The following is a 13,070-nucleotide window of genomic DNA, read 5'->3' on the forward strand; positions in this document are numbered from 1 at the left end:
CTCCGGGCTAGAGGCAGTGATCCCGGAGCGCTTACTCTACGCCCACAATCGTATCGATCGTTTGCGATCAATACGATCGTCACGGACGCGTCGTCACCGACCGGGGCGGTCGGCTCCTCGGGTCCTGATGGTCAGCTCGTCAGGACCTGTGGCGAGGTCTCCTTCAGTTCGGCGTTGGCCCAGCGCAGCTGCCGCAGGGTGTCCGGGTGGCAGCGCTGTGCGAGGTCCAGCAGCCCGTCGTCGGCGGTGGCCTGGGCGGCCTGGGCGACCAGCTCCCAGTCGAGGGAGACCGTCGAGGCCCGCCCGTGGATCTCCCGCAGGTCGTGCAGCAGCAGGAGCCCGGGATCGGTGCGAAGGCCGAGCAGCGCGCTGCCCTTCTCCCGCAGCCGGTCGGTGCGCCGGGGGCCGTCGTCGGGGGCCGGTTCGAGGTGGACGCCGTACCGGTCGGCTACCTCGGCCACGTCCCGCAGATGCCGACGGGACCAGTCGGCGAGGTCGAGGGAGAGATGGTGGATGTCGTGGGCGCTGCGGTGCCGTTCGGCCGTGAGCAGCAGACAACGCACCAACTCCCGCTCGTCTTCGTGCAGTTCGCGCAGGACGGCGCCGATCTTCATGTGCTTCCTCCCCTGGACGGTGCGGGTCCGGCCTCGTCGACGACCGCGCCGGTGCCGCCGTGCGTGGCGGGCACGGCGGCGTCGACGGGGGACGAGGCGGTGGTCGTGGGCGCCGGGGCCGGGGTGCCGTCGGCCGGGGCGAGGCGGCGCAAGGAGGCGGCCGCGGTCTTGTAGAGCGGTTGTTTGGAGGCGGGATCCCATTCGGTGGGGGTGAGTTCGTTGGCGGCCCGTCCGGGTTCCTCGCCGGGACGGCCACTGGTGTCCCCGTCGCCGTCCCGTTCGGCTCCGTCGCGCGGGCGGCCGCCCGTGTCCCAGTAGCCGTAATGGAAGGGCAGGAACAACACCCCTCGGCGGATGCCGCTGACGCGGGCGCGGGCCCGCACCGTGCCCCGGGGCGTGGCGATCTCGACCTGGTCGCCCTCCCCCGCGCCGAGCGCGCTCGCGTCCTCGCCGGAGATCTCCACCCACACCTCGGGGGCGGCGGCGTTCAGCTGCGGTGTCCGGCCGGTCTTGGTGCGGGTGTGGAAGTGGTAGACGGTCCGGCCGCTGATCAGGGCGAAGGGGTACTCGTCGGTGGGCTGTTCGTGGGGCGGCAGGTAACCGGCCGACTTGATCACTGCCTTGCCGAGCGGGTTCAGGGCGCGGTACTCGACAGGCTCAACGGGCGCGCCGGTGACCAGGTCGAGGCCGTAGCTCTCGCAGGTGCCGGGGTCGCTCCAGAACGCGCCGCCGGAGTAGAGGCGTTCGGTGCCGTCGGGGTGGTCGGACGTGCACGGCCACTGGATGCCGCCGTCCTCGCGCAGCCGCTCGTAGCTCAGGCCTGTGTAGTCGCAGGGGCGGCCCCGGGAACACTCCTGCCAGGCGCCGAACGCCGAGGGCGGGTCGTGCCACTTCACCAGCGGGTCGCCGTCCTTGTCGCGCAGGTCCAGGCGCCGGGCGTAGTCGAGGAGGATGTCGAGATCGGAGCGGGCCAGGCCGGGCGGTTCGACGGCCTTGTCGGAGAGGTGGACGGTGCGGTCGGCGTTGGTGAAGGTGCCCGTCTTCTCGCCCCAGCCGGCCGCGGGCAGGACCACGTCGGCGAGTTCGGTCGTCTCGGTCGGATAGAGGTCCTGGACGACGAGGAAGAGGCTTTCCCGGGCCAGGACGGAGCGGATCCGGGAGAGTTCGGGCAGGGAGACCGCGGGGTTGGTGCCGGTGATCCAGAGCATGCGCAGCGAGCCCTGCTCGGCGTACCGGAAGATCTTCATGGCGTGGGTCGGCGGGCCGTAGTGCGGGATGCGCCGGGGCTCGACGTTCCACAGGCGGGCCAGTTCGGCGACGTGGTCGTCGTTGGCCCAGTTGCGGAATCCGGGCAGGTCGCCGTCGGCGCCGCACTCGCGGGTGTTCTGCGCGGTGGGCTGTCCGTTCATCTGCAGCACTCCGCAGCCCGGGCGTCCGAGCATGCCGCGGACCAGGTGCAGGTTGTTGACCTGGACGGCGGCGGCGGTCGCCTGGTGGGACTGGTAGAAGCCCTGCAGCACGGTGGACACCAGCCGGTCGCAGGTGCCCAGGAGCCGGGCCGCCCGCCGGATCAGGCCGACGGGGACGTCGCAGATCACGGCCGCCCGTTCGGGCGGCCAGTCCTCGACCCGCTGGCGCAGTTCGTCGAAGCCCACCGTGTGCCGCTCGAGGTAGCCGGTGTCGATCCAGCCGCACGCGACGATCTCGTGCAGCAGGGCGTTCATCAGGGCCACGTTGGTCCCGGGCCGGGGCGCGAGGTGGACGGTCGCGGCCCGGGCGACCGGGGTGGAGCGCGGGTCGACGCAGACCAGCGCGGGCGGTTCGGGCCCGGCGAGCCGGTCGAGGACGCGGGTCCACAGCACGGACTGGGTCTCGGCCATGTTGTGCCCGAACAGGGCGATGGTGTCGGCGTGGTCGAGGTCGGTGAAGGAACCGGGCTGCCCGTCGCAGCCGAAGGACTCCTTCAGCGCGGTGGCCGCGGTGGCCGTGCACAGCCGGGTGTTGCCGTCCAGGTGGTTGGTGCCGATCCCGGCGCGGGCGATCACGCTCAGGGTGTAGTACTCCTCCAGGAAGAGCTGGCCGCTGGTGTAGAAGCCGATCGCGCCCGGTCCCTGTTCGTCGAGCAGGTCCCGGGTGCGGGTCACGACCTGGTCCAGCGCGGTGTCCCAGTCCGTCTCGACGAGCCGGCGCCCTCGTCGTACGAGGGGCGTGGTGAGCCGGTCCGGGGAGGCGACGGCCTGCCAGGCGTACAGGTCCTTGGGGTCCAGGCGCCCGTGGTTGACGCGGTCCTCCGCGCGCCCGCGCACCCCGACGATCCGGCCGTCGCGCACCGCGATGTCGAGGGCGTCGCCGTTGGAGTGCAGCACCGACGCCGAGCGCACCCAGCGGTCGACCTGTTCCGGCCGGATCCCGTCGGCCAGGCGGGTGTCCACCCGCACCGGCCATCGCTCGCCCCTGCCGAAGGGGGTGCGCCCGCCCCACGGCTCGGCGATCCGGTCCACGCGTCCCATGTCCGTTGCTTCCGTCGTCCTGCGTTGCGCGCCCCGAGTGCCCCGCGTGAAGGACGTGAATCCGCGGGACCTCGGCGTTTCACGCCGGGGCCCGGGTGGCGGCGACCGGGAGGGCGCTCAGGCTCCGCCCTGGCGCGCGGGCTCCTGCGCCGGCAGGCGCAGATGGGCGCCCTGGCGGCGCAGAGCGCGCTGGACCAGGTGGTGCGGTACCTCGCGGGGCGCCCTGCCGAGGCGGACCGACAACGCGGCGCACACGCCCGCCGCCTGGCCGGTCGCCATCGCGATGGGCATCACCCGGTACGACGAGTGCGCCACGTGCGAGCCGGAGATGCAGCGCCCGGCGACCAGCAGCCGGTCGGTGTCCCGGGGCAGCAGGCAGCGCAGCGGGATGTCGTAGAAGCTGCCGCGCGGAACGCGTTTGAGGACGGTTCCGCTGCCCCGCGGGTTGTGGATGTCGACGGGGTAGGCGCCGTGCGCGACGGCGTCCGGGAAGGAGCGCGCGGCGAGGATGTCGTGGCCGGTGAGGTGGTAGTCGCCGAGGACGCGGCGGGTCTCGCGGACGCCGATCTGGACACCGCTCTGGGCCACGTAGGCGTCCTCGAAGCCGGGCACGTGCCGGCGCAGGAAGCGGTCGATCTGGGCCAGTTGGCGGCGGGCGGTGAACTCGGCCCGGCTGAGGTCCCAGACATCGGTGCCGAGCACCCGGGTGACCCGGGTGCTGTTGACACTGACCTCGCGGGGGTGCGGGGTGCCGAAGAAGAGGATGTCCTCGCGGGGCAGCCTCAGTTCGCCCGCCTCGGTGGCCGCCTGGACGAGGTCCCACAGCCCGTGCACGCCCCGCCACTGGTCGGGGTGTTCGCTGACGTACTCGCTGAACCGCGGCTGCAGGAAGTCGACGATGCGGAACATGAGCGTCATCGGCTGCACCAGCCCGTCCTCCGGCCGTCCGATCTCGTACGGCGCCCCGCAGGCGGCGGCGATGTCGCCGTCCCCGGTGCCGTCGACGACGACCCCGGCGTCGATCACGACGGGACCCGACTTGGTCTCGAAGACCACCCGCCAGCCGTCGTCGAGGGGCAGCGCGGTGGAGGCGAAGGAGTGGAACAGCATGCGCACGCCCGCCTCGTCGAGCAGATCGAGGAGGACGAGCTTGTAGAGCTCCGGGTCGAAGGGAACGGTGTAGCCGGTGTCGGGGGACGGCGGGACGCAGCCGCCGCGCTCGGTGAGCCGGTCCAGCAGCAACCAGAGGAATCCGGCCACCACGGGATCGCCCTCACCGTGGTCGGTGGGCAGGAGCCGGCCGCTGTGCCCGGCTCCGTCGAACACGGCCTGCTTGCGCTCGTTGTGGAACGACATCAGCGGCATGACCAGGGCCACGGTGGCGTTGCCGCCGAGGAAGCCGTAGCGCTCCACGAGGACGACGTCCGCGCCCGCGTCGGCCGCCGCGTACGCCGCCGCGGTGCCGGCCGGGCCGCCGCCGACGACCAGCACGTCCGTCCGGCCGCCGTGGCGGGCCGCCCGAGGCGGCAGGGTGACCGTCTGCTCGGGGTGGGGTGGGGTGAGGATCGGCATCGCTGCTCCCTCGACTCACGAGCCCGGGGTGGACAGGCTCAGGTCCGCCGGTTCGGTCCGCCGTCCGCCGTCGAGGGAGTCCAGCAGCGCCCCGCAGCGCTCGCAGGTCTCCCGGGACCGCTCCTGAAGTCCGCGCATCCGGGTCCTCAAGTCGTCCTGGCGCAGCGGGAACTCGTCCCAGAGCCGGTCCACCTCCGCGAGCAGCAGCCCGGCCTGTTCGCGTGCCACGCCGACCAGCGCGGGCGAGCCGGTGCGGCGGGCGAAGTCGAAGACCTTGCCGGAGTACGGCAGCGGCAGCACGGGCAGCCCGGAGAGCGCGGCGAACATCACGAAGTGCAGCCGCATGCCGACGACGATGTCCAGGTGGCTCATGAAGCCGAGGATCTCGCCGGGGCTGTAGGAGTTGTGCAGGATGCGGCCCTGGTCCGGGGCGCTCATCCGGGAGAGCACGCCGTGGGCGTGGCGCACGTCCTGGCGTTCCATCGGGACAAAGACGACGTGCGCGTCCAGCCGGCGGGCGAGGAAGTCGGCGACGTCGGCGAGGAGCGAGTGGTAGTCGGCCTCGTCGAGTTTCTCGGCGGCGCGGCCGGGCTCGCGCACCGACATCCCGACCAGCCGGGAGCCCGTCGGCAGGCCTTCCTGCCGCATCATCTGCTCGGTGAAGGGCTCGGGCGGCAGCAGCAGCGCCGGGTCGGCGGTGACGGTGAGGTCGCGGTCGACGCCGACCTCCTCCAGGACCAGGCGGGACTCCTCGTCGCGGACGACCACGTCGGTCATGGCGGGCAGGACGGCGCGGGCGGCCTCGCGGTCGTCGGGCTCGCGCAGCGGGCCCGCGCCGACGGCGTAGGCGAAGGTGGGCACGCCGCGTTCCTGTGCGGCGCGGACGAGACGCAGATAGCGGCGCGCCTCGCCGTCGTAGAGGATCCCGCCGCCGCCCAGCACGAGCAGGTCCAGGCCGGCCAGCGTGTCCAGGACGGGTTTTTGCGGGACGCCCTCCCAGTCCACGACCTCGTCGGCGCGGGGCTGGTGGGCGCGGGTGTGCTCGGCGTCGCGGCTGAAGACCACGAGCCGGGCGCCGGGGCGGTGGGCGCGCAGGCAGCCCAGCACGCAGGTGAGGATCGCCTCGTCGCCGATGTTGCGTCCGCCGTAGCTGCCGAGCAGGCCGATCCGCAGATCCGGCGACGGCGGGAACTGGTCGAGGGTCATCCGGAACTCCCTGGGGAAGGAGGTGCGGGACCGGGGCAGAGCGCCCGTAGAGACAGTATGTGGGCCGTCGCGCCGCCCGTCCTTCCGGGCCGCGGCGCCCGTCGTCCCGGCGCCGGGTACCCCTCTCTCGGAGTCGACGTCGGCTCCTCGGGCCCGTGTGGCTGGGCGTCGGGCGGGCACTCGGGTGCCGCGGCGGGTCCGCCGCCGTCACGGCTGGAGGTGAAGAACATGGGTCACGGTGGAAACGTGATCGAGGAACTGGTGACCGACCATCGCGAGGTGCAGGAGCTCTTCGGCAGGATCGAGGCGCTGCCGCCCGGACACGAGGACCGCAAGACGTACGCCGATCAGGTCACGATGGAACTGGTGCGGCACTCCGTCGCCGAGGAGGCCTATCTCTACCCTGCGGTGCGCGAGCACCTTCCCGGCGGGGACATGCTCGCCGACGAGGAGATCGCCGAGCACTCCGAGGCCGAGCGGATCATGAAGGATCTGGAGAGCCACGACGCGGGCGACCCGGAGTTCGACCGGCTCATCGGGATGCTGATGACCGAGGTCCGTTCGCACATCGACGACGAGGAGACCAACCTCTTCCCGCAACTCCGCGAGACCTGCTCCGCCGCCGTGCTCGACGATCTCGGTGACAAGGTCCGTACGGCGAAGAAGACGGCCCCGACCCGGCCGCACCCGTCGGCTCCGGACACCCCGCCGGCCAACAAGCTGCTGGCGCCCGGTGTCGGCATGGTCGACCGGCTGCGGGACGCCCTGAGCGGGCGCGGCAAGAAGGACTGAACCAGAAGGACTGAGCCACCGGGGCTCGCGGCCAGGGGCCGCGGGCCCCTCTTTCGTGCGGCTCACCCTGCCCGCACGGCTCACCCTGCCGCGGCCCGCTCCCGGGCCGGCAGGTGGTACACGTGGAAGGCCCGCCCGATCACCGGCTGGGCGACGTTGCGCACCTTCACCCCGCCGCTGGTCAGGCCGTGCTCCGTGCCCAGATGGGCGTGGCCGTGCACCGCGAGGTCGGCGCCGGCCGTGTCGATCGCCTCGGCCAGGAGGTAGCTCCCGAGGAACGGAAAGATCTCCAGGGGCTCGCCGGCCAGGGTGTCCGGCACCGGGGAGAAGTGGGTGAGGGCGACACGTACGTCGCACTCCTGCTCGCCGAGCTCTTCCAGGGACCGGCACAGGGCGTCGGCACAGCGGCGGCTGTACCGGACGAACTCCTTCATGATCGGCTCGCCGAACTCCCCGGCACAGCGGCCGACGAACCCGCCCCCGAACCCCTTGGTGCCGGCGACCCCGATCCGCGTGCCGTCCCGGCCGACGACGGTCGCCTGGCCCTCCAGGACATGTGCTCCCGCGTCCCGGAGCACGGCGGTGACCTCCTCGGGTCGGTCGTCGTGATGGTCGTGGTTGCCGAGGACCGCGACCACCGGCACCCCGAGGTCCTCGATCTCCCCGGCCACCACCTCGGCCTCCGCCACGGTGCCGTGCCGGGTGAGGTCCCCGGCGAGGAGCAGGACGTCCGCGGAGTCGGGCAGTGTCTCGAAGGACGGCCGCAGCGCCCCCCGGCTGTCGGGCCCGAGGTGGATGTCGCCGACGGCCGCGACCCGGATCACGGGAGCTCCTCGGCGTGGTCGGGCGCGGAGCCGTCCGCGACGACGAGGTCCGAGTGGACCGGGTGGTCCGGCAGTTCCTCGCGGGCGAGCCGGATCACCTCGTCGCGGCAGCGGGCGGAGGGGACGGTGCCGGTCAGCAGGACCGCCTCGCCCCGGATCTGGATCCGCACGCCCAGCTCGCCGAGCGGCCCGGCGGCCAGATGGTCGGTGAGGTGGGCGACCCGGTAGTCCAGGTGGTGCGCTCCGCCGGTGCCGGGAGCGGGCTGGGCGGGGGTGCGGTTCATCGCTCCTCCTTCGGCATGTCGATGACGTTCAGGCGCTCCAGGAGGAAGAAGAACGCCGCGGGCATGGGCTGGTCCCCGCAGTCCCGTCGTACGGCCGTCCAGTCGACCTTCTCGCGCAGGGCGCGGGCCACGGCGAGCGCGGAGCCGAAGTCGCAGTAGTGCTCGGAGAACGCCTCGACGAGACCGCGCATGAGGTCGGTGGGGGCGAGGACGGGCATGTGCACCGAGTCGAGGTCGCGTTCCTCGGCGCGGGCGAGCATCTCGGCGGTGACCGGGCGGTGGGCCAGCTCGAAGATGAAGTCGACCTCCTGGCCGAGGCAGGTGGTCTTGATCAGCCAGTCCTCGGGCGGGGTGCGGACGGTCAGTCCGGCCTCGGTGAGCGTCCTGGTGACGGCGTCGGTGTCCTCGCGGCGGACGCAGAAGTCGGCGTCGTGCCGGATCCGGCTGCCGGCGCCGTGGGCGTACGCGGCGAGGCTCCCGGCGAGGGCGAAGGGGTGGCCGGCGCGTTTGAGCAGTCCGCCGATCTGCTTGGCGGCCTCCAGGATGGCCTGGCTCCGGTCCGGGGGCGGCTCGTGTTCGGGGGGCTGCTGGTCACGGACCGGCAGCCTGAGGGGCTCGGGGGCGTTCTCGGTGACCGGGCGGAGTCCGGGGACTGCTACCCGGCGTGCGGGCGCCGGATCCTCGCCGTTCTGCGTCATGGCCTCTCCCTTCGCGGCGCGCCGGTGCGGGGCGGCAGCGCCCCCGCCAGGCGGGACGCGGCCCCGAGTACCCTGCCGCGGCGGCGTTCACGCCGACCGTGTCGGCACCGGGCTCCGGTCGCCGCGTGCCCAGCCGTACAGCACGACCGAGCAGACGGCCGCGACCGCGCACCAGGTCGAGACGAACTCCGTGCGCCACAGCACCGCGCAGATCAGCGCGCCCACGCCCGCCAGGACGCCGAGGCCCACCAGATGGCGGTGGCCGGACAGCAGCAGCGCGCCGACGGTGGCGAGGAGGTAGCCGGCGATCAGCGGCTCGGCCTGCGTCAGGCCCACGACGTAACCGACCGTGTGGCCGCGTATCTCGGCTCTCACCGGGCGCGTGGCGAGGGCGTGGGAGAGCATCGCGCAGGCGGCGAGGCCGACGCCCAGCGGCACGAGGAGTCTGGGCCGGGCCGACCGGGGCGCGGCGGCGAACACGGCCGCCGGTACCCACAGGGGCAGCAGGGGGAGGGCGATGACGGCCCAGGCGAGGGTGGCCGGGCCGGTTCCGCCGTCGCCCGCCCAGACCGCCGCCTCGATCAGTTGGTGGGCGCCCAGCAGCAACGGCAGGGCGGCCAGCGGCAGATCGCGGGCACGTCGGGTCCGCGCGACACAGGCCACCCCCACCGCGGCTATGCCGGCGCCCGCCACGAGGTCGGCTTCCGCGCTCCAGCACATCGCTCCACACCCCGGGTCGGACGGCAGGGCCTCCATCTTCTCCTGTTCACGCCAACTGCACTCAGTTCCCCCGAAGTACTGCACTGAGTGCCATCTGGGGAGATCAGGTGCTACGTTCCCGACCATGAGCTCCAGCAGTGCGGCGCCCGGCCGCGGCGAGAAGGCGAAACCGCCGATGCGGGAGGCGCTGGTCGCCGCGGCCTTCCAGTTGTTCCTGGAGCGGGGCTACGAGCAGACCACGGTGGACGACATCGTGGCGCTGGCCGGGGTGGGGCGGCGGTCGTTCTTCCGGTACTTCCCGTCCAAGGAGGACGTCGTCTTCCCCGACCACGAGCGCTGTCTGGCCGACATGACGGCGTTCCTGGCCCACGGCGGCGACGACCAGGAGCCGGTGCGGCGGGTGTGCGACGCGGCCCGTCTGGTCCTGCGCATGTACGCGGAGAACCCGGCCTTCTCCGTGCAGCGCTACCGCCTCACCAAGCAGGTGCCGGGCCTGCGCGCCTACGAGCTGTCGGTGGTGTGGCGCTACGAGCGGGCCCTCGCCGAGTATCTGCGGGCGCGGTTCGCGGGCCGCCGCGACGGCATCCTGCAGGCCGACGTGATCGCGGCCGCGGTGGTCGCCGCGCACAACAACGCGCTGCGCTCCTGGCTGCGGTCGGACGGCCGCGCGGACGCCGGCGCCACCGTGGACCACGCGCTCGGATACGTGCAGTCCGCCTTCGGCGCGGGGCCCGCACCACTGGACGGGACCCGGCCCGAGGACGTGGTGGTCGTGGTGGCGCGCCGGGGCGCGCCGTTGTGGCGGGTGGTCCAGGAGCTCGAGACCACGCTCACGTCCGGCACAGATTGAGGGTACGGAGTGCCTTTACGTGTGGCACTGAGTGCCATACGCTGGCGCCGTGCACGGTGGCACAGCGACCGGGCACGTGCGTGCGCGGCCGTCCCGCGCGCGTGGGATTCCGGCCGAGCACAGGGAGTTGACCAGCGTGTACCACCCCTCAGGAAGCGTTGCTCGTCCGACCGTCGGCTCCGCGGTCGGCGTTCTGGAGGCCACCGGCGCGGCCTCCGATCCGGACGCCATGGTCTTCCAGCGCTGCACGTGGTGCGGCACCGCGATGTACCACCGGTTGCTGTGTCCGGTCTGCCAGGGCAGCGACCTGCGCACGGAGCGCAGCGAGGGCGTCGGCACGGTCCGGCACTCCACGGTGGTGCACCGCAACACCCCGGCCGCGCGCAACGTGTCGCTGATCGAGATGGCCGAGGGGTTCGTGGTGCGCGGCCGGGTCATGGGCCCGCCGATCGGCATCCACAGTGGAGACCGGGTGCGGCTCTCGCAGGCCAAGGACCCGGTCCGGGGCGAGCCCGTGTTCCAGCTGGTCGACGAGCCCTACCGCGCCTGGACCTGAGCGGCGGTCAGAACGGCCGTACGGCCTCCTCGACGGCCTACGGCGTGAGCGTCACCCGGATCCCGACCGTGCCCTTCGTGCCCCGCCGGATGCGGCTGCCGAGCAGGGTGAGGCGGCCGATGACGCCGTACTTGCGGGTGATCAGTTTCCGGTAGCGGGCGACCGTCGCGGCGTCGGTGATCTCGGCGGTGGCCGGGATCTGGTCGCCGGTGGGCTTGCCGCGCAGGTCGCAGGGGCCGACGAGGACATCGGCGCGGTTCCTGATGCGCTTGACCTTCCAGGAGTCGGCGACGGTCCACACACCGAGGGAGTCGCCGTCGCGCACCACCCACACCGGGGCGGGCACCGCAGTGCCGTTCTTCCGGTAACTGGTGATCAGCAGGTACTGGCCGGAGCCGAGCCGCTCGAGCGGCGTGTCGTCCATGGGCGGAAGTCTAAGCAGGAGCCGCACGAGCCGCCGGTGGGGGATGCTGGACCCGGGGCACACGACAGGGGGCTGCGCGGTGACGGCCAACGGCGGGGACGACGTACCGGCGGCGACCGGCCGGCTGGTCGAGGTGGGTTGCGACGAGTCCGGCTCGGACGGGGAGAACCTCACCGGCGGCAACACGGACGTGTTCGCGCACGCCGGTGTACGGCTGCCGGTGCCGGTGGCCGCCGCGTGCGTGCAGGAGATCCGGGACCGGATCCGCTCCCCCGCCTCGGAGTACAAGGCGACCCATCTGCTGCGGGAGAAGCACCGGGCGGTGCTGGAGTGGCTGCTCGCGCCCGCGGGGCCGCTCCACGGCACGGCCCGGGTGCATCTGACGGAGAAGGCGTTCTTCGTGGTGGACCGGGCGCTGGAGCTGCTGCTGGACGACCGGACGCGGGCCGGGGCGCTGTACCGGCGCGGGCCGGAGCTCTTCGGCGACGAGCGGTGGCGGGAGTTCCTCCAGGCGGCCAATCAGCTGCTGCGGGTACGCCACGAGGGCGGGGCCGAGGAGCCCGTCGACGCCTTCTTCCGCGCGCTGTCGACGACGGCGGCGCGCGGTGAGGTCGCCGAGACGCTGGAGCGGCTGACCGCGGCCCGGTCCCGCGCGGACTCCTACCGGGCGCGGCTGCTCGCCGGCCCGCCCTTGATCCCGGTGCTCAACCCCCTGCTGCCCGCCGTCGTCGCCACGGCCGCTTACTGGAGCGCGGGCGGGGCGACCGTACGGCTCGTGCACGACCGGCAGAACATGCTCACGCCCGAGCGGATCGGCTGGATCGAGGAGCGGGCGCGCGGCGCCGGAGTCCGCCTCGCCGGGGTGCGACTGGTGGCCGCGCGGGAGGATCCACGGGTCCAGCTCGCCGACTTCCTCGCCGGGATCGCCCGCAAGATCGCCTCCGACGAACTCAACGGCCGCGCGGATCCCGGCCTGAGCGCGCTGCTGCGTCCGTACGTGGATCCGGCGTCGGTGTGGGGCGACGAGGGCAGCTGGGCGCGGATCGGTTCCGGCGGGAAGAGTTGTGCCGCACCCTCGGCAAACATCAACTCCGCCGTCTAGATTGCCGGTTGACACTGGCCGATCCAGTCATCGCAGGAGCCGTCCCGTGAGGGAGAACCCGCCGGCCGCGCACGAGCGCGCCGCGTCGCTGCGCACCCGCATCAACACCCTCCAGCCGCACACGGCCCGGATCTGGAACTACTGGCTGGGCGGCGGCGACTACTACGAGGTGGACCGGGTCGCCGGTGAGCGGATCCGGGAGCTGCATCCGGCCGTCGACGACTACGCGCGGGCGGACCGCCAGTTCCTGGGCCGGGCGGTGCGGCACCTCGTCGTCGAGGCCGGAATCCGCCAGTTCCTGGACATCGGCGCGGGGCTGCCCACCGCGGACAACACCCACGAGGTGGCCCAGCGGCTGGCCCCCGACGCCCGGATCGTCTACGTCGACAACGACCCGCTGGTCCTGGTCCACGCCAGGGCCCTGCTCACCAGCTCCCCCGAGGGCCGTACCGACCATCTGGACGAGGACCTGCGCGACCCGGACGCGATCCTGCAACGCGCCGCCGCCACCTTGGACTTCAGCCGTCCGGTGGGCCTGCTGCTGCTCTCGGTGGTCATCTTCCTCGGCGACGACGAGGACCCGTACGGCATCGTGCGCCGGCTGCTGGACGGACTGCCGCCCGGCAGCCATCTCGTGCTGTCGCACACGGTGACCAGCCCGGAGCTGCCGGACGTGGACCGGGCGGTGCGCTTCTGGAACGAGCACGGCACGCCCCGGCTCACGCAGCGCTCCCCCGAGGCCGTCGCCCGCTTCTTCGACGGGCTCGAACTCCTCGATCCGGGCGTGGTGTCGTGCTCGCGCTGGCGCCCGCACGGCCCCGCTCCCGCGGAGGTCGCGCTGTACGGCGGGGTGGGCCGCAAGCGGTGAACGCACCGGCGCCCGGCCACGTATGAAGTGCGGGCGCTCGACTCCGGGAG

14 protein-coding genes are annotated in these 13,070 nt (G+C 73.1%); 5 read left to right on the forward strand and 9 right to left on the reverse strand.

The genetic code is table 11. The features are described 5' to 3' along the window. Positions 1–131: 131 nt before the first annotated feature. From ACWDRW_RS29310 to ACWDRW_RS29325, 4 genes are all read right to left on the reverse strand, one after another. Complete coding sequence (locus tag ACWDRW_RS29310; protein ID WP_451727864.1) at positions 132–614, reverse strand: hypothetical protein; 483 nt, start codon at positions 612–614, stop codon at positions 132–134. Further along, entirely contained in the window at positions 611–3,124 is a 2,514-nt protein-coding gene (locus tag ACWDRW_RS29315) for a molybdopterin oxidoreductase family protein (protein WP_451727867.1), read from the reverse strand. The genes ACWDRW_RS29310 and ACWDRW_RS29315 overlap by 4 nt, the downstream gene beginning before the upstream one ends. Before the next feature lie 117 nt (positions 3,125–3,241). Continuing rightward, positions 3,242–4,696 carry an FAD-dependent oxidoreductase gene (locus ACWDRW_RS29320; protein ID WP_451727870.1) on the reverse strand — a complete coding sequence of 485 codons (1,455 nt, stop codon included), beginning with the start codon at positions 4,694–4,696 and terminating at the stop codon, positions 3,242–3,244. Between the two features lie 15 nt (positions 4,697–4,711). After that, positions 4,712–5,902: a polysaccharide pyruvyl transferase family protein gene (locus ACWDRW_RS29325; RefSeq protein WP_451727872.1), complete on the reverse strand. Its 1,191-nt coding sequence runs from the start codon at positions 5,900–5,902 to the stop codon at positions 4,712–4,714. A gap of 228 nt (positions 5,903–6,130) precedes the next feature. On the opposite strand from ACWDRW_RS29325, the gene ACWDRW_RS29330 reads away from it, so the two are divergent. Continuing rightward, complete coding sequence (locus ACWDRW_RS29330; protein ID WP_451727875.1) at positions 6,131–6,694, forward strand: hemerythrin domain-containing protein; 564 nt, start codon at positions 6,131–6,133, stop codon at positions 6,692–6,694. An 80-nt stretch (positions 6,695–6,774) separates the two neighbouring features. Here the strand turns inward: ACWDRW_RS29330 and ACWDRW_RS29335 are convergent, their stop codons facing one another. The 4 genes from ACWDRW_RS29335 to ACWDRW_RS29350 form a co-directional block, all read right to left on the reverse strand. Beyond that, complete coding sequence (locus ACWDRW_RS29335) at positions 6,775–7,518, reverse strand: metallophosphoesterase family protein (RefSeq protein ID WP_451727877.1); 744 nt, start codon at positions 7,516–7,518, stop codon at positions 6,775–6,777. Next, positions 7,515–7,802: a BON domain-containing protein gene (locus ACWDRW_RS29340; RefSeq protein ID WP_451727880.1), complete on the reverse strand. Its 288-nt coding sequence runs from the start codon at positions 7,800–7,802 to the stop codon at positions 7,515–7,517. The genes ACWDRW_RS29335 and ACWDRW_RS29340 overlap by 4 nt, the downstream gene beginning before the upstream one ends. Beyond that, positions 7,799–8,500: a hypothetical protein gene (locus ACWDRW_RS29345; RefSeq protein WP_451727883.1), complete on the reverse strand. Its 702-nt coding sequence runs from the start codon at positions 8,498–8,500 to the stop codon at positions 7,799–7,801. Before ACWDRW_RS29345 ends, ACWDRW_RS29340 begins: the two co-directional genes overlap by 4 nt. An 87-nt stretch (positions 8,501–8,587) precedes the next feature. Further along, positions 8,588–9,220 (reverse strand): DUF6629 family protein, encoded by a 633-nt coding sequence (locus tag ACWDRW_RS29350; RefSeq protein WP_451727969.1) that lies wholly within the window; start codon positions 9,218–9,220, stop codon positions 8,588–8,590. Between the two features lie 124 nt (positions 9,221–9,344). Between ACWDRW_RS29350 and ACWDRW_RS29355 the strand changes: the two genes are divergently transcribed. Beyond that, positions 9,345–10,070, forward strand: coding sequence for a TetR family transcriptional regulator (locus ACWDRW_RS29355; protein WP_451727886.1), 726 nt, complete (start codon positions 9,345–9,347; stop codon positions 10,068–10,070). Between the two features lie 136 nt (positions 10,071–10,206). Then, positions 10,207–10,626, forward strand: coding sequence for a Zn-ribbon domain-containing OB-fold protein (locus tag ACWDRW_RS29360; RefSeq protein ID WP_451727889.1), 420 nt, complete (start codon positions 10,207–10,209; stop codon positions 10,624–10,626). Between the two features lie 37 nt (positions 10,627–10,663). On the opposite strand, the gene ACWDRW_RS29365 is transcribed toward ACWDRW_RS29360, so the two are convergent. Then, positions 10,664–11,050 carry a PPOX class F420-dependent oxidoreductase gene (locus tag ACWDRW_RS29365; protein ID WP_451727892.1) on the reverse strand — a complete coding sequence of 129 codons (387 nt, stop codon included), beginning with the start codon at positions 11,048–11,050 and terminating at the stop codon, positions 10,664–10,666. A gap of 79 nt (positions 11,051–11,129) precedes the next feature. Here ACWDRW_RS29365 and ACWDRW_RS29370 point away from each other — a divergent pair, with 79 nt between their 5' ends. Beyond that, positions 11,130–12,152, forward strand: a complete 1,023-nt coding sequence (locus ACWDRW_RS29370) for a hypothetical protein (RefSeq protein ID WP_451727895.1) — start codon at positions 11,130–11,132, stop codon at positions 12,150–12,152. 46 nt (positions 12,153–12,198) lie between these two features. Beyond that, complete coding sequence (locus ACWDRW_RS29375) at positions 12,199–13,020, forward strand: SAM-dependent methyltransferase (protein WP_451727897.1); 822 nt, start codon at positions 12,199–12,201, stop codon at positions 13,018–13,020. Positions 13,021–13,070: the final 50 nt, after the last annotated feature.

Source organism: Streptomyces sp. NPDC003635, from assembly GCF_053587635.1.

Coding starts and splice junctions, on each gene's coding strand:
- ACWDRW_RS29310 (WP_451727864.1), bottom strand. CDS start 614: ATGAAGATCGGCGCCGTCCTGCGCGAACTGCACGAAGACGAGCGGGAG.
- ACWDRW_RS29315 (WP_451727867.1), bottom strand. CDS start 3,124: ATGGGACGCGTGGACCGGATCGCCGAGCCGTGGGGCGGGCGCACCCCC.
- ACWDRW_RS29320 (WP_451727870.1), bottom strand. CDS start 4,696: ATGCCGATCCTCACCCCACCCCACCCCGAGCAGACGGTCACCCTGCCG.
- ACWDRW_RS29325 (WP_451727872.1), bottom strand. CDS start 5,902: ATGACCCTCGACCAGTTCCCGCCGTCGCCGGATCTGCGGATCGGCCTG.
- ACWDRW_RS29330 (WP_451727875.1), top strand. CDS start 6,131: ATGGGTCACGGTGGAAACGTGATCGAGGAACTGGTGACCGACCATCGC.
- ACWDRW_RS29340 (WP_451727880.1), bottom strand. CDS start 7,802: ATGAACCGCACCCCCGCCCAGCCCGCTCCCGGCACCGGCGGAGCGCAC.
- ACWDRW_RS29345 (WP_451727883.1), bottom strand. CDS start 8,500: ATGACGCAGAACGGCGAGGATCCGGCGCCCGCACGCCGGGTAGCAGTC.
- ACWDRW_RS29350 (WP_451727969.1), bottom strand. CDS start 9,220: ATGTGCTGGAGCGCGGAAGCCGACCTCGTGGCGGGCGCCGGCATAGCC.
- ACWDRW_RS29355 (WP_451727886.1), top strand. CDS start 9,345: ATGAGCTCCAGCAGTGCGGCGCCCGGCCGCGGCGAGAAGGCGAAACCG.
- ACWDRW_RS29365 (WP_451727892.1), bottom strand. CDS start 11,050: ATGGACGACACGCCGCTCGAGCGGCTCGGCTCCGGCCAGTACCTGCTG.